Source organism: Roseateles sp. P5_E11 (assembly GCF_054049355.1).
Window position 1 is genome coordinate 1 of the sequence record NZ_JBFUMO010000071.1, and the last position, 16982, is coordinate 16982.

A 16982-nucleotide genomic window follows, 5' to 3' on the forward strand; every position below is an offset into this window, starting at 1 on the left:
GTCTACAACTACCGCGGCAAGTACGTGTCGAGCACCACGGCACCGTCCCCGACGGCCAACAGCCAGGGCAATTCGACCATCGGTGGTGTGCTGATGCCTTCCGCGCCGACGATCGCGGCACCGGTGTCCAACGTGGCCTTCTCGGCCAACTACAACGTCACACCGGAATTGCAGATCTCGTTCAGCGCCACCAACCTGACCAACCCGGTCCGCGCCACCTATCGCTATAGCGAGGCGGAGCAGCAGAAGGTCGACGCGTCAGGCCGCCAGTACTACCTGGAGGCGCGCTACAAGTTCTGAGACTTGCCTTGGCGCATCCTCGGCGCATCCAGGAAAGGCCGGCTCGCGCCGGCCTTCTTCATTCCTCAGCGGTTTCTCTTCTTCGACACTTCATTGCCGACGACGCCGCCGGCCGCAGCGCCGATGGCGGCACCGGTGGTTGTGCCGGTCACCGCGCCGCCGACGACAGCGCCAGCCGTGGCGCCGACGATGGTGCTGGTCTCACGGGACGACATGCCCGCACAGGCCGTCAGGGCCAGCGTCGCGGCTGCGGCGAGGGACAGGACCGTCACGCGCCAATAGGCGCCATTCGGGCTGGAAAACGTTGCAAAGCTGTTCATGGTCTGCTCCTTGAGGGAGGTGATCAGGTGAGTCAACTTTCGTCGCCAGCCGCCGGCGCCGGAACCAGCCCAGGGGCCGATGAGGCGTGGGACTTGTCCTAGCGTACAAAGCAAAGAGCCACCCGAAGGTGGCTCTCGTCCTACAGGGCTTGTCAGCCAGTCACTTGGGCGCCGAGGCGGCGTCGGCCATGCACTTCTTGATGTGGCTCTTGGCTGCGGCGCCATGCAGCTTCTTGTCGGCGGCAGACTTGTCGCAGGCGGCGCTGGAAGGAGCAGCTGCGGGCGCAGATGCTGCAGCGGCGCCACCGGACAGGCATTCCTTCATGAAGGCCTTGCGCTCGTCACCCTTCTTGCCGCCGGTCTTGGCCTCGGCATTGCAGGCCTTCATCTTGTCCTGCTGCGGCGTGGCCTGGGCCCCAAAGGCAACGGCGGCACAGGCGAGCAGGATGGCAATTCGTTTCATCGGGAACTCCTTCTTCGGGAGGTGGATAGGCGAGTCAATTCAAGCATGCGCCCATGACACTGCCAAGCCGTGTTTCATCGGCGTCACAGAATTCTTCGCGGATGGTGCAGAGCCTCGTGGGCCGCGTGAAGGCGGCGCACCAGCACGCGGATGAAACCGCGGTCGAAGCGGTGCTGGCATTCGGGGCTCAGCTGGCCGACGGACTCGGGCGTGAAGCAGATCGTCGTGCACTCCTGGCTGACACGGATGTCGGCGCTGTGCCGGCGCAGGTCGGGGTTGGGCGCCAGATAGGCCATCTCGCCCACCGAGGTGCCCTGGCCCAGCGAGGCCACCAGCCGGCCGTCGCGGAAGACCTGGACCTCGCCCTGGGCAATGATGTGAAAGCTGTTGCCCTCCTGGCCGCGCCTGAATAGGGCATGGCCAACGGGGTAGCGCTTCCAGCGCGCGCGCCTCACCACCTCCCACAGCTGCACGTCGCCAAAGTCGGCAAAGAACTCCAGCGAGCGCAACAGGTTGAAACGTTCGGAGTCACGCACCTCGCCGAGGCGGTTCAGCGGCACCTGCTGGCTGGCCACCAGCGCCGACAAGGCCTGCGCAAAGCTCTCCCAGTCGGCGAAGCGCTCATGCGGGTTCTTGGCCAGCGCGCACAGCACGACGGCATCCAGCCCCTCGGTGACGCCCTGGCGCTGGCCCATCAGCGGCAGCGGCGGCTGGTGGTAGATCTGGTGCATCAGCGCCATCTGGTGCGGCGCATCGAAGGGCGGGCGGCCGCTGATCAGGTGGTAGAGCACGGCGCCCAGGGCGTAGATGTCGGCACGGCAGTCGACATCGCCGCCCTCGATCTGCTCGGGCGGCATGTAGGCGAGCGAGCCGACGCGGTGGATCTGGGTGGAATCGGCCAGCAGGTTGAGGGCCGAGCCGAAATCGCTGACCTTGACGTCGACGACCTGGCCGCCTTGGTCCAGCACGGCCAGCAGATTGGCCGGCTTGACGTCGCGGTGGATGACGCCCTGGCGGTAGACATAGCTCAGGGCCATCGCGCACTTGAAACCCAGCTCGACGATCTGGTCCAGCGGCAGCAGGCGGTCGCTGCGGCAGAAGTGCTTCAGCGTGACACCGGGCACGTACTCCATGACGAGATAAGGCGCGGCCTCCTCGGACACGGCGTCGACGATGGCCACGACATTGGGGTGGTGCAGCCGCCCGGCCAGGGCCGCCTCGGCGCTGAAGAAGCGGTTGCTGAAATCGCTGGCCGGTGCATTGGGCGGCGGCGCCCAGGCGCGCATGCGCTTGATAGCCACCTCCTTGTCCTGGAAGGGATCGCGGGCCAGGAAGACATCACTGGTTGCCCCCTCGCCCAGGCGCTTGAGCACCTGGTAGCGGCCGATATGGGCGGGCAGATCGTCAGCAGAGGCGGTCATCGCGAGGCATGATACGGGCCGCTCCTGGAGGTGCCGGCCCTTGTTCTCCCACGTATTTCTCGGTACTCGTGACTTCGAGCGCGCCTTGGCGTTCTACCGTCCGTTGATGGCACTGCTGGGCGTGGCCGAGCGCTTCTGCGAACCCGAAAAACCTTGGGCCGGATGGCAAAGCAGCCCCGGGCCACGGCCATTGTTTCTGCTCGGCAAACCTTTCGACGGCGAGGAGCACGTGCCCGGCAATGGCCAGATGGTGGCGCTGCTGGCTGCCGATCGCGCGCAGGTGGACCAGGCCCATGCGCTGGCCCTGGCCCACGGCGGCCGCTGCGAGGGCGCCCCGGGGCTGAGGCCCCAGTACCACGCGAACTACTACGGCGCCTATTTCCGCGACCCGGACGGCAACAAACTCTGCGTCGCCTGTCACGAGTCGACGGCCGGCTGAGTCGGCGCCGCCGGCGGCTCATGCGTTCAGGGGCTGCCTCCTAGAATCCCGCCCATGATCCAAGCCAAGCAGGCGCTGCTCGCCGCACTCGCCGACTCCCTCCAGGAAATTGCCCCCGGATCGAACGCCGCCGTGGCCTTCGAATCCCCCAAGCAGGCCGCCCATGGCGACTTCGCCTGCACCGCCGCCATGCAGCTGGCCAAGCCGCTCAAGGCCAACCCGCGCGAGCTGGCCACCCGACTGATCGCCGCGCTCGAAGCCAAACCGGCCTTCCAGACCTGGGTGCAGGCGCTGGAGATTGCCGGCCCGGGCTTCATCAACATCCGCCTCAAGCCCGAAGCCAAGCAGGCTGTCGTCGGCGAAGTGCTGGCCGCCGGAGCGAAGTTCGGTCACCGCGCGCCCACGGCCAAGCACGTCATGATCGAGTTCGTGTCGGCCAACCCGACCGGCCCGCTGCACGTGGGCCATGCCCGTCAGGCGGCGCTGGGTGATTCGCTGTGCTCGGTGTTCCAGAGCCAGGGCCACGACGTGACCCGCGAGTTCTATTACAACGACGCCGGCGTGCAGATCGCCACGCTGGCCAACTCCACGCAGATGCGCCTGAAGGGCTTCAAGCCCGGTGACGCCGAATGGCCCGAGGCGGCCTACAACGGCGACTACATCCAGGACATCGCCGACGCCTTCCTCGCCAAGGAAACGGTCAAGGCCGACGACCGCGAGTTCACCGCCTCGGGCGACGTGAACGACCTGGACAGCATCCGCCAGTTCGCCGTCGCCTACCTGCGCCACGAGCAGGACCTGGACCTGCAGGCTTTCGGCCTGAAGTTCGACAGCTATTTCCTGGAGACCAGCGTCTACGCCGGCGGCCAGTTGGAGAAGACGGTCGAGCGCATCGTCGCCAATGGCAAGACGTATGAAGAAGGCGGCGCGCTGTGGTTCCGCTCGACCGACTACGGTGACGACAAGGACCGCGTGATGCGCAAGTCCGAGGGTGGCTTCACCTATTTCGTGCCGGACATCGCGTACCACATCAACAAGTTCGAGCGCGGCTACACGCAGTGCATCAACATCCAGGGCACCGACCACCACGGCACCATCGCCCGCGTGCGCGGCGGCCTGCAGGCGGTCGACATGGGCATCCCGCAGGGCTTCCCGGACTACGTGCTGCACAAGATGGTCACGGTCATGAAGGGCGGCGAGGAGGTCAAGATCTCCAAGCGCGCCGGCAGCTATGTGACGCTGCGCGACCTGATCGACTGGACCAGCCGCGACGCGGTGCGCTTCTTCCTGATCAGCCGCAAGGCCGACACCGAGTTCGTCTTCGACATCGACCTGGCACTGAAGGCCAACGACGAGAACCCGGTGTTCTACGTGCAGTACGCCCATGCGCGCATCTGCTCGGTGATCCGCAAATGGGGCGGCGACGTGTCCACCATCGCCGACGCCGACATGAGCCTGCTGACCGCGCCGACCGAGGAGGCGCTGATGCTCAAGCTCGCCGCCTATCCCGACATGCTCGCGGGTGCCGCCGCCGGCATCGCGCCGCATGACGTGGCCTTCTATGCCCGCGATCTGGCGGGTGCGTACCACTCCTACTACGGCGCCGAACGGGTGCTGGACCAGGCACCCGAGCTGAGCCGCGCCCGCGTCGCGCTGCTGGCCGCGACGCGCCAGGTGCTGGCCAATGCACTGGGCATGCTGGGCGTCAGCGCGCCCGAGCAGATGAACCGCGATATTCCTGAATCTGCCGAATCCCTCACGGAGAACGAATGACTGCTGTCTCGAAACCCGCCGGCCAAAAGAACCAGAAAGGCGGCTTCGTCCTCGGGCTGATCGTCGGCCTGCTGGTGGGCCTGGCCGTTGCGCTGGGCGTGGCCCTGTACATCACCAAGGTGCCCATCCCCTTCGTGAACAAGGTGCCCCAGCGCACGGCCGAGCAGGACGCCGCCGAAACCGAGCGCAACCGCAACTGGGATCCGAACGCGCCGCTGGCCGGCAAGGCCGCCCGCAGCGCCAGCGGTGTCGTCAACGCGCCGGTGGCGACTGCGCCGCCGCCGCCGCCCAGCACGAACGCCAGTGCGGCCGCCGCGACGGCCAGCGCCGCCGCCACGGCAGCCCTGCCCCCGCCTGCCAAGCCAGCCGCCAAGGCCGAAGCACCCGCCTCCGCGCCCACCGCGACAGCTGCCGCCGGTGCCGACGCCTATGTCTACTTCGTGCAAGCCGGCGCTTTCACCCGCCCCGAAGAGGCCGAGTCCCAGAAGGCCAAGCTGGCCATCCAGGGCTTCACCGCCAAGGTCATGGAGCGCGAGCAGAACGGCCGCACCGTCTTCCGCGTGCGCCTAGGCCCCTCGGACACGCGCGAGGCCGCCGAAGACTTGCAGCGCAAGATTGAAGGGGCTGGCTTCGAGGCCAATCTCGTTCGTGTACAACGCTGACCCAACCACAGCCTGAAGGATGACTGCCGCCATGAAGCGCCGCGATTTCTCCGCCCTGCTCGCCTCCGCGCCCCTCGCTGGTGCTGCCGGCAACGCCCTCGCCCAGGGCGGCCCCATTGAAGGCCGCCAGTACCTGGTGCTGAACCCGCCACTGCCCACGACGCCGGGCAAGATCGAGGTGATCGAGTTCTTCTGGTATGGCTGCCCGCACTGCAAAGTCTTCGAGCCGGCCATCGAGGCCTGGGCCAAGCAGTTGCCGGCCGACGTGGCCTTCCGCAAGGTGCACGTGGCCTTCCGCGCCAACGTCAAGATCCACCAGCGCATGTTCTTTGCGCTGGAGTCCATGGGCAAGGAAGCGGCCGCGCGCCCGGCCATCTTCAATGCCATTCACCAGCAGGGCCTGGCCCTGGACGACGCCAAGAGCCAGGCCAAGTTCCTGGCCCCCCTGGGCATCGACCCGGCCAAGTACCAGGACGCCTACAACTCCTTCGGCGTCGTCACTAAATGCGCCCAGGCGGAGAAGCTGTCCGAGGCCTATCACATCGACGGCGTGCCCAGCATCGGCGTCGGTGGCCGCTTCCTGACGTCGCCCAGCCAGGCCGCCGCCGGCCAGCGCCTGCCCGAGGAGGAGCTCGGCCAGAAAGCGCTGCAGATCACCGAATTTCTGATCCAGCGCGTGAGGAACAAGGCATGAGCGCCGCGCCGGGCCGCCCCAAGCAAGCTCGCTTCCGCTCAGGCGGTCAGGCCGCAGGCCGAAGGGTGCCAACATGAAGCGCCGGGAAGCCACCGCGATCCTGATCGCAGGCGGCTTCGCGCCAGCCGTGTTCGCCCAGGGCGGCCCGGTCGAGGGCAAGCACTACGCGCGCCTGGGCCAGACCCTGCCGGGCACGCCCGGCAAGATCGAGGTCATCGAGTTCTTCTTCTACAAGTGCCCGCACTGCAATACCTTTGACCCRCTGCTGGAGGCCTGGGTGCACCAGCTGCCGGCCGACGTGAGCTTTCGCCGCGTGCCGGTGGGCGCGCAGCTCGTGCTCAAGCTGCACCAGCGCATGTACTACGCCCTCGAGGCGATGGGCGCGCTGACGCCGGCAGTGCACGGCGGCATCTTCAGCGCCTTCCACCGTGGCGGCGTCGAAGCCAATGACGAGGCTGCCGTCGTCGCCCTGGTCGGCCGGTTGGGCGTGGACACGGCCAAGTTCAAGCAGGCCTTCGGCTCCTTCGGCGTGCAGGCCAAGGTGCAGCAAGGCATGAAGCTGGCCGAACTGAGCGGCGCCGACAGCACGCCGACGCTCGTCATCGGCGGACGCTGGCGCACCGACCCTGGCATGGCGGGTACGCCCGGCCAGAGCGAGGTGGCCCAGRGCCAACAAGCGCTGGCCGTGGCGGACTTCCTCGTCAAGATGGCACGCGCTGGCAAGGTTTCCTGACGGACTTGCCGCCTGGGAAAGGCTGGGGACGGCAACCGGCCCCTAGAATGGCCTGCAACTTCCGTGCCGCCATGCCCCGCCAACTGATCCCGCTCGCCGCTGCGCTCACTCTGGCGCTCGCCTTCTCCGCCGCCCAGGCGGAGAAAGCCGATCGGCTCAAGCCCATGGTTTTCACGGCCGACAAGGAAGGCCGGATCGACAGCGTCAACCAGCGCACCGAGCTGTTCGGCAACGTCATCATCACCAAGGGCACGCTGATGCTGCGCGCCGAGAAGGTGGACGTGCGCGAGACCCGGGACGGCTACCACCAGGCCTATGCCAGCGGTGCAACCGGCCAGCCGGTCAGCTTCCGCCAGGCGCGCGACACGCCCGGCGAAGCCATCGAAGGCCATGCCGATCAGCTCGAATACGACACCAAGTCCGAGACCGTGCGCTTCATCGGCAATGCCAATGTGCGCCGCATGAACGGGGCGACGGTGGCCCAGGAAGTCACGGGCGCCGTCATCATCTATGACAGCCGCACCGAGGTCTTCGCGCTGGAAGGCGGCAGCGCCTCGCCCAACCCGAATGGCCGCGTGCGCATGGTGCTGATGCCGCGCGCCCAGCCCGACACCCCGGCCTCGGCGCCCCCGGCAGGGCTGCCGCTGCAGCCATCCACGACGATCACACCGCCGAAATCTCCATGACCACGGCCGAACCCGTCACCAGCCGCCCCGCGGCGGAATGCGGAAGCCGCCTTGAGGCCGAGGCGCTGGCCAAGACCTATGGCGTGCGCAAGGTCGTCAAGAATGTCCATGTGCGCGTGGACTGCGGCGAGGTCGTCGGCCTGCTCGGCCCCAATGGCGCGGGCAAGACGACCAGCTTCTACATGATCGTCGGGCTGGTGCGTTCGGACGCCGGCGTCATCCGCATCGACGGCGCCGAGGTGCAGCGCCTGCCCATCCATGCCCGCGCCCGTCTGGGCCTGAGCTACTTGCCGCAGGAAGCGTCGATCTTCCGCAAGCTGACCGTCGAGCAGAACATCCGTGCGGTGCTGGAGCTGCAGCAGGACGAACGCGGCAAGGCCCTGTCCAAGGCACGCATCGACGAGCTGCTGAACAGCCTGCTGCACGACCTCTCCATCGAAGGCCTGCGCGACAGCCCGGCGCCGGCGCTGTCGGGCGGTGAGCGCCGTCGCGTCGAGATCGCCCGGGCGCTGGCAACACAGCCGCGCTTCATCCTGCTGGACGAGCCCTTCGCCGGCGTCGACCCCATCGCGGTGCTGGAGATCCAGCGCATCATCGGCTTCCTGAAGGCGCGCGGAATCGGCGTGCTGATCACGGACCACAACGTCCGCGAGACGCTGGGCATCTGCGACCGCGCCTACATCATCAGCGAGGGCGCCGTGCTCGCCGAAGGCACGCCCGACGAGATCGTGGCCAACGCCGACGTGCGCAAGGTCTATCTCGGCGAAAACTTCAGAATGTGATGAGCCCCTCGTCCAGTCTTGCCCTGCTGAACGCGGGCCAGCCTAGCCGGTCTTGCAGACCGCGCTGCGGCTTGCGCCGCATCCCTTCGGCAGGCACATCGCGCCCACTGGGCGCAATGTGTCCGGCCTCAGCCCCCGAGGGGGCGGCGATGCTTGCGGCATCGAGCCGCAAGCACATCGCCATGGCGGGCCGGCTAGGGAGCGGCCCGGCGCTCGGCCCGCACAACTCACACGCGAGCGTTTCTCCATGAAGCAGACGCTCCAGGTCAGGCTCAGTCAGCATCTCGCGCTGACGCCCCAGCTGCAGCAATCCATCCGGCTGCTGCAGCTGTCCACGCTGGAGCTGCACCAGGAAGTCGAGCAGATGCTGGCCAGCAACCCGCTGCTGGAGACCGAAGAGGAATTCACCGTCAGCACGCCCGAGCTGGCCAGCAATGCGCCGGCCGAAACGTCGGCCGCGGAAACCAGCAGTGACACCGGTGCCGAAGCAGAGACCGCAGAAGCTCCCGAGCTGAGCGGCGAGGACTTCGGCGGCACCGAGCGCGAGGACTGGGAGAACGGCACCGAGAAGGACGACTTCGACGGCATCCGCGAGCTGCCCTCCAGCAGCGGCAGTGGCAGCGGCGACGACGACGGCGAGCGCGAGAGCCAGGAATTCGCCGAACTGACGCTGGCCGAGCACCTGGCCGAGCAGCTCGCCGGCCACCACCTGTCACCGGAAGATCGCGCCGCCCTGCAGGTGTTGATCGAATCGCTGAACGAGGACGGCTACCTCGAAGACCCGCTCGAGGAGATCGCCGCGGCCCTCATCGAAGACGAAGAGGCCCGCGAGGACCTGCTGGACCGCCTGCGCATCGCGCTGCGCCTGCTGCAGAGCCTGGAGCCCGCGGGCATTGCCGCGCGCGACCTGTCCGAATGCCTGGTGCTGCAGCTGCGCGCCTGCCCGAAGTGCCCTGCCCAGGTCATCGCCATCCTGATCTGCAAGGGTCATCTGGAATTGCTGGCCCGGCGCGACATGCGCCGCCTGATGGCCGAGACTGGTGCCGACGAAACCATGCTGCGCGAAGCCCAGGGGCTGATCACCCAGCTCGAGCCCAAGCCCGGCCGGCGCTTCACTCAGGGCGCCGCGGCGGCCATCGTGCCGGACGTCATCGTGCGCAAGAGCGGCCGCGAATTCCGCGTCATGCTCAACCCCGAGGTGGCGCCCAAGCTGCGCATCAACGACCTCTATGCCAACGCATTGCGCGCCACGCGCGGCGGCATCAGCAACTCGCCGCTCGGCGGCCAATTACAGGAGGCGCGCTGGTTCATCAAGAACATCCAGCAGCGCTTCGACACCATCCTGCGCGTCAGCCAGGCCATCGTCGAGCGCCAGCGCGGCTTCTTCACGCATGGTGCGCTGGCCATGAAGCCGCTGGTGCTGCGCGAGATTGCCGACGAGCTCGGCCTGCACGAGTCCACCATCTCGCGCGTGACGACGGCCAAGTACATGGCCACCAGCTGGGGCACTTTCGAGCTGAAGTATTTCTTCGGCTCAGGGCTCAGCACCGAGGCCGGCGGCGAGGCGTCCAGCACCGCGGTGCGCGCACTGATCAARCAGTTCGTCGCCGCCGAGGACATCAAGAAACCGCTGTCCGACAGCGCGCTCGCGGCCATGCTGGAAGAGCAGGGCATCCAGTGCGCGCGGCGCACGGTGGCCAAATACCGCGAGGCGATGAAGATCGCACCGGCGAATCTGCGCAAGGCGCTTTAGGCGCCGCTTCGCCTTCAGCCCTGCGGCAACGCGCCCTTGCGCCACTCCCTCGGCGACTGCCCCGTGTGCGCCCGGAAGGCGCGTGACAGCGCCGCCTCGCCGCCRTAGCCCACGTCCGCCGCGATGTGCTTGAGAGCCCGCCCTTCGCGCAGCCCCTTCTGCGCCAGGCCGATGCGCCAGCGCTGCAGGTAGACGCCCGGCGTGCAGCCGACGACGTCGCGGAAGGTGTTGGCGAATACGGTGCGCGACATGCCGGCCTGCGCCGCCAGCTCCTCCAGCGGCCACTCGAGCTGGGGTGAGTCATGCAGGGCCACCAGTGCCCCGCGCAGCCGTGGGTGTGACAGGCCGGCCAGCATGCCCGACTCCACCTGGCCCTGCGACATCAGCTCGCGCAGCACCCAGATCATCAGCACCTCGAACAGCCGGTTCAGCATCAGCTGGCGGCCGCAGTGAGTGGCTTCGGCCTCGGCGAACAGCTGGCCCAGCACCGGCGCGCAGCTCGGCACCGCCGCCAGCGGCAGGCAGACCCAGGGCGGCAGCGCCGCGGCGATGGGGTGGCTGGCGCCGCCTTCGAAGGCCATGTGGGCACAGACGAACTGGGCGCCGCAACTCGGGTCCGTGACGAAGCGATGCGCCAGCGGGCGCGGGTAGAGCAGCAGGCTGGGCTTGTCGATGCGCAGCAGCTCCGGCGCGCCGTGGTGCACCTCGACGCCGCCCTCGCGGATCAGGTGCAGCTGGCCGCGCCCGGCCTGGGGCTCCAGGCTGTTGACGCCGCACAGCGGGCCGGTCTGGAAGGTCTCGGCCCGCACGGCGAAGTGCGTGAAGAGGGCGGCAAGTCGGTCGGCCATGGTCAGTACGAATTGCAAACTAAGACGTACCAAATGGTATTTCAAGTACGAGCTTCATCGGCAAAGTTCGTTCTGTCGCAAGACAAACAAACCCCACCCCAAGACACCGACTTCCAGGAGCCCCGCCATGACCCGCCAACCCAGCTTCAACCGCGCCGTTTTCCAGCTGCTGTTCGCCAGCGTCGCCCTCGTCGGCGCTTCGGCCAACGCCCAGTCCTATGTGACGGACCCCGAGTCGGGCACCAGCGTCAGCGTGGCGTCCACCGTCTCGCGGGCCGAGGTGCTGGCCGACCTGAAGGTCTACCAGGAGTCGGGCCTCGCCGCTGCCGAGCGCGCCGCAGCTGAGACCGGCCAGGACACGCCCGCCCTGCTGGCCGCACGCCAACGCTACGCCACCCTGCGCCAGGGCGACCGCTATGCCGCCCTGGTGGCCGAGTACGCCGCGCGCCGCGGCGAAGCCCACCGCCCCGCCTGATTGCCGCGCCCCAACCCCATCACCCTCGAAAGCCCCCCATGAACGCCTTCACCCGCATCGCCCTCGCCGCCACCCTCGCCATCGGCGGTGTTGCTGCCCAGACCCAGGCCACGGCCGCCCCGGCACAGGCGGCCATCGCCAGCCCCTACGTCGCCGCCAACGACGGCACGCCCCTCTACGTCAAGGACTGGGGCCCCAAGACCGGCCCGGTCGTCGTCTTCAGCCATGGCTGGCCGCTGAACGCGGACAGCTGGGAGTCGCAGATGCAGTTCCTCGCCGAGAAGGGCTACCGCGTCATCGCCCATGACCGGCGCGGCCACGGTCGCTCGGGCCAGCCCTGGGCGGGCAACAACATGGACCAGTACGCCGACGACCTCGACGCCGTGCTGCGCGCGCTGGACGTCAAGCGCGCCACGCTGGTGGGCTTCTCCACCGGCGGCGGCGAAGTGGCCCGCTACATCGGCCGCCATGGCACGGCGCGCGTCGCCAAGGCCGTGCTGGTGAGCGCCGTCACGCCCATCATGGGCCAGTCGCCCAGCCACCCCGAAGGCGTGCCCACCGCTGTGTTCGACAGCCTGCGCAAGGCCTCGCTCGACAACCGGGCCCAGCTCTACAAGGACATCGCCGGCGGCCCCTTCTTCGGCTTCAACCGCCCCGGTGCCAAGCCTTCAGCCGGCCTGGTCGACAGCTTCTACGTGCAGGGCATGCAGGCCGGAGCCAAGGCCACCTACGACAGCATCGAGGCCTTCTTCCATTCCGACTTCCGCGCCGACCTGAAGAAGTTCGACATCCCGACGCTTGTCATCCACGGTGCCGACGACCAGATCGTGCCCATCGAGACCACCGGCCGCGCCACGGCCAAGCTGGTCAAGGGCGCCCGCCTCATCGAGTACGCCGACGGCCCGCACGGCATCACCGACACGCACAAGGACCGCCTCAACCAGGACCTGCTGGACTTCGTGCGCCAGTAAGCCTCAGGGGAGCCGGGCAGTGCCCGGCTCGTCCTAGTCTTTGGACGGCCCGGTCTCCGGCGCCAGCGGCTCGAACACAAAGCGCATGCCGCGCGTGTAGCTCTCGGCCTTGGTGCCGGCATGACGCTCGCCGTCGATGGTGCGGTTCTGGAACACCAGGCCCGGGTGCTTCAGCTCCGGCAGCAGCGCCTGGTAGCGCTTGATGCCGGCCAGGAAGCCGGGCCACTCGTACTCCGCGCCGGTCACGTAGAGCCGCGCCTTGATGGCCTTGCCCGTCGCGGCATAGGCCTTGGCCTGGCCGATGATCCAGTCGTTGCCCATGACGACGGCCGGGCTGGCGGCGATATAGCCCTTGAAGAGATCGGGCTTGGCATACATCGCGTGCAGCGTGAACAGGCCGCCGAGCGAGCTGCCCGCCAGGTAGCGCTGGGCCGGGTCGGCGCGGTAGTCGCGCTCCATCAGCGGGAAGATGTCCTTTTCCAGTGCCGCGATGAACTTGTCGGCATTGCCGGTGCTGGAAGACAGCGGGTTCATGCGCACGGGCGACAGCTCCCAGCCGCGCAGCTCGCCGTAGTCGAGGTTGTCGCCGGCATAGCCCAGGCCCACCGTGATGAACTCCGGCACGACCTTGTCGTAGTTCAGGTTGTTGTACGAGGCGACGACGGTGGCGAAGTCCCAGTAGCCGTCGGTCACGTAGAGCACCGGATAACGGCGCTTCGGGTCCTTCGTAAACGACCCAGGCAGGTGGATGTGCAGCTGGTAGGTGCGGCCATCCGCGTTCTTGGGCAGGGCGCGCAGTTGCGTGTTGCCGACGGTGTGCGGCGGATAGGCAGGCGCCTGGGCGCATGCCTGAAACGCGGTGAACAGGAAGGCGAGGGCCAGGACGATTCGCTTCATGGCAGGGGTGCACACGGATGATGGCAACGTTGTCAGTTTAGAGGGCGGCGACAATGCAGCCCGTGAGCCTGCCCAACAAACTTTCCCTGTTCGTGTCCTGTGCCGGCGGCGTCGAGCCGCTGCTGGAGGAGGAGCTCAAGCGCTTCCTGCCGCCCGGTGTGCGCAGCAAGGTGGAGCCGCTGCGCGGCGGCTGCGGCCTCGTCGGTGGCCTGGAAGACGCGATGCGCATCAACCTCGAAAGCCGGCTCGCGCAGCGCGTGCTGATCGAGCTGATCGAGGGGCCTTACCGCCACGAGGAAGACCTCTATGCGCTGGCCCGGCGCGTCGACTGGCGCGACTGGATCACACCGCGCGAGACCATCCGCGTCGACACCATCGCGCAGCGCTCGCCGCTGAAGAGCCTGAATTTCACGACGCTGCGCATCAAGGACGCGATCTGCGACCAGCTGCGCGAGCACACCGGCGAGCGACCCAGCGTGGACACGCACTCGCCCGACCTGCCGGTGCTGCTGCACGTCGGCCCCGAACGCGCGGCGATCTATGTCGACACCTCGGGCGAGCCGCTGTTCAAGCGCGGCTGGCGTGTCGACAAGGGCGATGCGCCGCTGAAGGAGACCCTCGCCGCCGCGATGCTGGCCGCCGCCGGCTGGCGCGGCGAGAGCGCCCTGCACGACCCCTGCTGCGGCTCGGGCACCATCCCCATCGAGGCCGCGCTGATCGCCTGTGATTCAGCCCCCGGCCTGCTGCGCCGCTTTGCTTTCGAGCGCCAGATCCCGTTCTCCACGCCCGCGCTGAAGGCCGCCTGGGGCGAGATGGCCCAGGCCGCCCGTGCCCGTGTCCATGCCCCCGCCGTGCCCATCTACGCCAGCGACGTGGCCTTCCGCATGGTCGACTTCGCGCGCCGCAATGCCGAGCGCGCCGGCGTGGCCCAGTACATCCAGTTCAACGGCGGCGACGCACTCGAGCGGCCCGCGCCCCAGCTGCCCGAAGGCATGGCTGGCAGCATCATGATGAACCCGCCCTACGGCGAGCGCATCGAGGTGCGCGGCAAGGCGGCGATGACGCGTGACGCCGGCGGCAGCGAGGAGCGCGATGCCGGCGACGATTTCTTCCCGCGCCTGGCTGCGCACTGGAAGCGCCAGTACACCGAGAACCCCGCCGGCTGGACGGCCTGGATGCTGAGCCCCGACATGAAGCTGCCGAGCAAGATGCGGCTCAAGGAGTCTCGCCGCGTGCCGATGTGGAACGGCCCCATCGAATGCCGGCTGTTCCGCTTCGACCTGGTCAAGGGCTCGGCGCGCAAGGTCACCGAAGGCAATGCGCCCGCGTGAGCTGATCGCTGCCGTGGCGCTGGCGCTGGCTGCGGCCGCCGCCCAGGCCGAGCCCTGCACCCTGGTGTTCGGCCAGGGGCGCAACCCGCCGTTGAAGGACGGGCCGGACTGGGATGATCTGAACCAGCGCTTCAACGCCGCCGTCACCAATACCCTGGACGTCGAGGGCCGGCGCGTCATCCCGATGACGGCGTCCGCCGTGCAGGCCGATCCCGCGGCCGCCGGTGTCGCGCTGCTCGAACAGGCCGACAACCTTCACTGCAACACGCTGATCGAAACCGCCCTCTTTGTGGATCAGAACGACACGCTGGTGCTGCGCTTGCGCGTCTACCCGCTGCTGCCTACGCTGGGCGACGGCGGCGTCATCAACGGCCTGCGCATTGGCGCGCCGCTGTTCGTGACCCAGCGCGACCTCGCCTTGGCAGCGCTGGTGCGCCTCAAGCCCGATCTCGTCGGCCAGCAGATGGCGGCCGAATACCTTCAGCACGACCGCCGTTGACATTGCCCCCTCGCCCAGTCTTGCGGCGCTGAGCGCGCGCAAACCTGGTCGGTCCCCCGAGGGGACGGCGATGCTCGCGGCATTGAGCCGCAAGCACATCGCCAGTCGGGCCGGCTCGGGAGCGGCCCAGCGCTCGGCCCGGAATACCCAGTCATCGCCGCGTGGCAAGGCCGGCAAGCGCCGCGGCGCATAACGCGATCGGCACCAGGCTGGCCCAGTTCATCCACTGCCAGCCGCCCGTCGTGACGAGGGCGCCAGAGGAGAACGAGGTCAGCGTCATGGTCGCGTAGACGCCGGTATCCAGCAGCCCCTGCGCGCGCGTCTTCTCCTCGGGGCGGTAGGCCTGGGTGAACAGTGTCGTGCCGCCGATGTAGAGGAAGTTCCAGCCGATGCCGAGCAGCAGCAATGCGCCGAGGAAGTGGTCGCGGTCCTGGCCCGACAGCGCGAAGGCAACGCAGCCCAGGTTGAGCAGCACGCCCACCGACATGACGGGCAGCACCCCCACGCGCTTGATCAGGGGGCCGGTGAAGAAGCTCGGCACGAACATGCCCAGCACATGCCATTGCAGCACCATGCCGGCGTCAGCGAAGGGCAGGCCGCACTGGCCCATGGCGATGGGCGTGGCGGCCATCAGCAGGTTCATGACGCCGTAACCGAGCGCACTCGCGGCCAGCGCCACCATGAAGACCGGCTGGCGCAGCAACTCGGCGCTGCTGCGGCCGCCGGCACCGGGCGCGGGCTGGACGAGCGCGGGGAATTCGATCAGCGAGATCAGCACCAGCCCCGCCAGCGCAACGCCCATCAACAGCAGGTAGGCGCCGGCAAAGGGCGCCGCCAGCAGATCCTTGCTCGCAGTGGCCAGCCAGGGCCCGAGGATGGCGCCCAGGCAGCCACCGCCCAACACCCAGGAGATCGCGGCCTCGCGCTTGGCCGGTGCGACGAGTTCGGTCGCCGCAAAGCGGTAGAGCGCCGCGTTGGCCGTGTAGTAGCCAGCGATCAGCGTCGCAATGACGACGCCCCAGAAGCTCTGGTGCAGCACGCTCCACAGCGACATCGCGCAGCTGGCGAGGGCGACGAGCAGGCCGATCTGGAAACCGCGTCGGCGCCCGAAGCGCAGCTGGTGGCGCCCCACCATGCGCGCCATCAACGCGCCGCCGGTCACATAGGCGCAGATCGGCAGCGTCGCCATCCATGGCCGCGGCGCCAGCGCCAGCCCCACGAGGCCGTTGATGGCCATGAAGCAGATGTTGTTGGTGAGGAAGAGGCCCTGGGCGAGGACCAGCAGCGCCAGTTTCCTGTTCACGTCAAGGCGAGCCAGGACAGCACCGCCAGCGGGGCGGTGTCCGCGCGCAACACGCGCGGGCCCAGCGTGACGGCCGCAAAGCCACGGGCGCGAGCGGCGTCCTCTTCGGCGTCGCTCAAGCCGCCCTCGGGGCCGCTGAGGAAAAGGGCCCGCTTCTGCGGGAAGGCCGCGACCGGCTCGGCTGCGCGCGGGCTCAGCAAGCCTCGCCATTCGTCGTCGCGATCCGGCAGAGCCGCGAGCCAGGTGGCCAGCGTCTGCACGGGCTCGATGCGAGTCGGCACCGTGCGCCCGCTCTGCTCGGCGGCCGCAACGGCCACGCCCTGCCAGTGGGCGCGTTTCTTGTCGGCCCGCTCGCCATTCAGGCGCAGCACCGAACGCTCGCTCATCAGCGGCTGAATGGCCGCGGCGCCGAGCTCGGTGGCTTTCTCGACCAGGAAGTCCATGCGGTCATTGGCCGGCATGACGACGGCCAGCGTCACCGCACGGGCCAGCTCGCGCTGCGGCCGCTCGGCCGTGAGGAGGCGAACCCGTACCTCGCTGCGGCCCATGGCGGTCACTTCGGCCTGCCATTCAGGGCCGCTGCCGTCGAAGAGGGTCAACGCGTCACCGGGTTGCAGGCGCAGCACCTGCAC

General features: G+C 68.4%; 20 protein-coding genes. 13 read left to right on the forward strand and 7 right to left on the reverse strand.

The annotated features are described in order from the left end of the window. Positions 1–300, forward strand: a 300-nt coding sequence (locus ACXJKR_RS08195) for a hypothetical protein (protein ID WP_457322274.1), incomplete at its 5' end; no start/stop codon positions are given. 65 nt (positions 301–365) lie between these two features. Here the strand turns inward: ACXJKR_RS08195 and ACXJKR_RS08200 are convergent. The 3 genes from ACXJKR_RS08200 to ACXJKR_RS08210 all read right to left on the reverse strand — a co-directional run bounded on the left by ACXJKR_RS08200 (position 366) and on the right by ACXJKR_RS08210 (position 2504). Further along, the gene (locus ACXJKR_RS08200) at positions 366–620 is read right to left on the reverse strand and encodes a YMGG-like glycine zipper-containing protein (protein ID WP_056201292.1); all 255 of its coding nucleotides are present in this window, start codon (positions 618–620) and stop codon (positions 366–368) included. Between the two features lie 160 nt (positions 621–780). Next, the gene (locus ACXJKR_RS08205) at positions 781–1083 is read right to left on the reverse strand and encodes a PsiF family protein (RefSeq protein WP_056200449.1); all 303 of its coding nucleotides are present in this window, start codon (positions 1081–1083) and stop codon (positions 781–783) included. 83 nt (positions 1084–1166) lie between these two features. Next, positions 1167–2504: a serine/threonine-protein kinase gene (locus ACXJKR_RS08210; protein ID WP_056200452.1), complete on the reverse strand. Its 1338-nt coding sequence runs from the start codon at positions 2502–2504 to the stop codon at positions 1167–1169. A 40-nt stretch (positions 2505–2544) separates the two neighbouring features. Here ACXJKR_RS08210 and ACXJKR_RS08215 point away from each other — a divergent pair, with 40 nt between their 5' ends. The 8 genes from ACXJKR_RS08215 to ACXJKR_RS08250 all read left to right on the forward strand — a co-directional run bounded on the left by ACXJKR_RS08215 (position 2545) and on the right by ACXJKR_RS08250 (position 10026). Next, positions 2545–2943: a VOC family protein gene (locus ACXJKR_RS08215; RefSeq protein WP_056200455.1), complete on the forward strand. Its 399-nt coding sequence runs from the start codon at positions 2545–2547 to the stop codon at positions 2941–2943. 54 nt (positions 2944–2997) lie between these two features. After that, entirely contained in the window at positions 2998–4716 is a 1719-nt protein-coding gene (argS, locus tag ACXJKR_RS08220) for an arginine--tRNA ligase (protein ID WP_056200458.1), read from the forward strand. After that, positions 4713–5378 carry an SPOR domain-containing protein gene (locus ACXJKR_RS08225; protein ID WP_056200461.1) on the forward strand — a complete coding sequence of 222 codons (666 nt, stop codon included), beginning with the start codon at positions 4713–4715 and terminating at the stop codon, positions 5376–5378. Before argS ends, ACXJKR_RS08225 begins: the two co-directional genes overlap by 4 nt. A 31-nt stretch (positions 5379–5409) precedes the next feature. Beyond that, positions 5410–6072, forward strand: a complete 663-nt coding sequence (locus ACXJKR_RS08230) for a thiol:disulfide interchange protein DsbA/DsbL (protein ID WP_457322278.1) — start codon at positions 5410–5412, stop codon at positions 6070–6072. Positions 6073–6145: 73 nt separating this feature from the next. After that, positions 6146–6805 carry a thiol:disulfide interchange protein DsbA/DsbL gene (locus tag ACXJKR_RS08235; RefSeq protein WP_457322280.1) on the forward strand — a complete coding sequence of 220 codons (660 nt, stop codon included), beginning with the start codon at positions 6146–6148 and terminating at the stop codon, positions 6803–6805. A gap of 71 nt (positions 6806–6876) precedes the next feature. After that, positions 6877–7491, forward strand: coding sequence for a lipopolysaccharide transport periplasmic protein LptA (gene lptA / locus ACXJKR_RS08240; RefSeq protein ID WP_162247822.1), 615 nt, complete (start codon positions 6877–6879; stop codon positions 7489–7491). Continuing rightward, the gene (gene lptB / locus ACXJKR_RS08245) at positions 7488–8273 is read left to right on the forward strand and encodes an LPS export ABC transporter ATP-binding protein (RefSeq protein ID WP_056200473.1); all 786 of its coding nucleotides are present in this window, start codon (positions 7488–7490) and stop codon (positions 8271–8273) included. Before lptA ends, lptB begins: the two co-directional genes overlap by 4 nt. Positions 8274–8520: 247 nt before the next feature. Further along, the gene (locus ACXJKR_RS08250) at positions 8521–10026 is read left to right on the forward strand and encodes an RNA polymerase factor sigma-54 (RefSeq protein ID WP_457322282.1); all 1506 of its coding nucleotides are present in this window, start codon (positions 8521–8523) and stop codon (positions 10024–10026) included. Between the two features lie 14 nt (positions 10027–10040). Here the strand turns inward: ACXJKR_RS08250 and ACXJKR_RS08255 are convergent, their stop codons facing one another. Further along, the gene (locus ACXJKR_RS08255; RefSeq protein ID WP_056201295.1) at positions 10041–10874 is read right to left on the reverse strand and encodes an AraC family transcriptional regulator; all 834 of its coding nucleotides are present in this window, start codon (positions 10872–10874) and stop codon (positions 10041–10043) included. Positions 10875–11001: 127 nt separating this feature from the next. Between ACXJKR_RS08255 and ACXJKR_RS08260 the strand changes: the two genes are divergently transcribed. Both ACXJKR_RS08260 and ACXJKR_RS08265 read left to right on the forward strand, forming a co-directional pair. Beyond that, positions 11002–11349 carry a hypothetical protein gene (locus ACXJKR_RS08260; protein ID WP_457322285.1) on the forward strand — a complete coding sequence of 116 codons (348 nt, stop codon included), beginning with the start codon at positions 11002–11004 and terminating at the stop codon, positions 11347–11349. 38 nt (positions 11350–11387) lie between these two features. Next, positions 11388–12320, forward strand: coding sequence for an alpha/beta fold hydrolase (locus ACXJKR_RS08265; RefSeq protein ID WP_457322287.1), 933 nt, complete (start codon positions 11388–11390; stop codon positions 12318–12320). A 33-nt stretch (positions 12321–12353) separates the two neighbouring features. Here the strand turns inward: ACXJKR_RS08265 and ACXJKR_RS08270 are convergent, their stop codons facing one another. After that, on the reverse strand, positions 12354–13217 hold the full coding sequence (locus ACXJKR_RS08270; protein WP_457322289.1) for an alpha/beta hydrolase: 864 nt from the start codon (positions 13215–13217) through the stop codon (positions 12354–12356). A gap of 62 nt (positions 13218–13279) precedes the next feature. Between ACXJKR_RS08270 and ACXJKR_RS08275 the strand changes: the two genes are divergently transcribed. Further along, positions 13280–14548 carry a THUMP domain-containing class I SAM-dependent RNA methyltransferase gene (locus tag ACXJKR_RS08275; RefSeq protein ID WP_457322291.1) on the forward strand — a complete coding sequence of 423 codons (1269 nt, stop codon included), beginning with the start codon at positions 13280–13282 and terminating at the stop codon, positions 14546–14548. After that, positions 14535–15047, forward strand: coding sequence for a hypothetical protein (locus tag ACXJKR_RS08280; protein WP_056200492.1), 513 nt, complete (start codon positions 14535–14537; stop codon positions 15045–15047). Before ACXJKR_RS08275 ends, ACXJKR_RS08280 begins: the two co-directional genes overlap by 14 nt. A gap of 151 nt (positions 15048–15198) precedes the next feature. Here ACXJKR_RS08280 and ACXJKR_RS08285 read toward each other — a convergent pair whose 3' ends face one another. Continuing rightward, positions 15199–16350 (reverse strand): MFS transporter, encoded by a 1152-nt coding sequence (locus ACXJKR_RS08285; RefSeq protein ID WP_457322293.1) that lies wholly within the window; start codon positions 16348–16350, stop codon positions 15199–15201. Then, a partial coding sequence (locus ACXJKR_RS08290; protein ID WP_457322295.1) for a 16S rRNA (uracil(1498)-N(3))-methyltransferase occupies positions 16347–16982 on the reverse strand: 636 nt, incomplete at its 5' end. The genes ACXJKR_RS08290 and ACXJKR_RS08285, both read right to left, overlap by 4 nt.

Excerpts from the sequence above, each read along its gene's own strand:
- ACXJKR_RS08200 (WP_056201292.1), bottom strand. The coding sequence starts at position 620 with ATGAACAGCTTTGCAACGTTTTCCAGCCCGAATGGCGCCTATTGGCGC.
- ACXJKR_RS08205 (WP_056200449.1), bottom strand. The coding sequence starts at position 1,083 with ATGAAACGAATTGCCATCCTGCTCGCCTGTGCCGCCGTTGCCTTTGGG.
- ACXJKR_RS08210 (WP_056200452.1), bottom strand. The coding sequence starts at position 2,504 with ATGACCGCCTCTGCTGACGATCTGCCCGCCCATATCGGCCGCTACCAG.
- argS (WP_056200458.1), top strand. The coding sequence starts at position 2,998 with ATGATCCAAGCCAAGCAGGCGCTGCTCGCCGCACTCGCCGACTCCCTC.
- ACXJKR_RS08225 (WP_056200461.1), top strand. The coding sequence starts at position 4,713 with ATGACTGCTGTCTCGAAACCCGCCGGCCAAAAGAACCAGAAAGGCGGC.
- ACXJKR_RS08230 (WP_457322278.1), top strand. The coding sequence starts at position 5,410 with ATGAAGCGCCGCGATTTCTCCGCCCTGCTCGCCTCCGCGCCCCTCGCT.
- lptA (WP_162247822.1), top strand. The coding sequence starts at position 6,877 with ATGCCCCGCCAACTGATCCCGCTCGCCGCTGCGCTCACTCTGGCGCTC.
- lptB (WP_056200473.1), top strand. The coding sequence starts at position 7,488 with ATGACCACGGCCGAACCCGTCACCAGCCGCCCCGCGGCGGAATGCGGA.
- ACXJKR_RS08260 (WP_457322285.1), top strand. The coding sequence starts at position 11,002 with ATGACCCGCCAACCCAGCTTCAACCGCGCCGTTTTCCAGCTGCTGTTC.
- ACXJKR_RS08265 (WP_457322287.1), top strand. The coding sequence starts at position 11,388 with ATGAACGCCTTCACCCGCATCGCCCTCGCCGCCACCCTCGCCATCGGC.
- ACXJKR_RS08270 (WP_457322289.1), bottom strand. The coding sequence starts at position 13,217 with ATGAAGCGAATCGTCCTGGCCCTCGCCTTCCTGTTCACCGCGTTTCAG.
- ACXJKR_RS08280 (WP_056200492.1), top strand. The coding sequence starts at position 14,535 with ATGCGCCCGCGTGAGCTGATCGCTGCCGTGGCGCTGGCGCTGGCTGCG.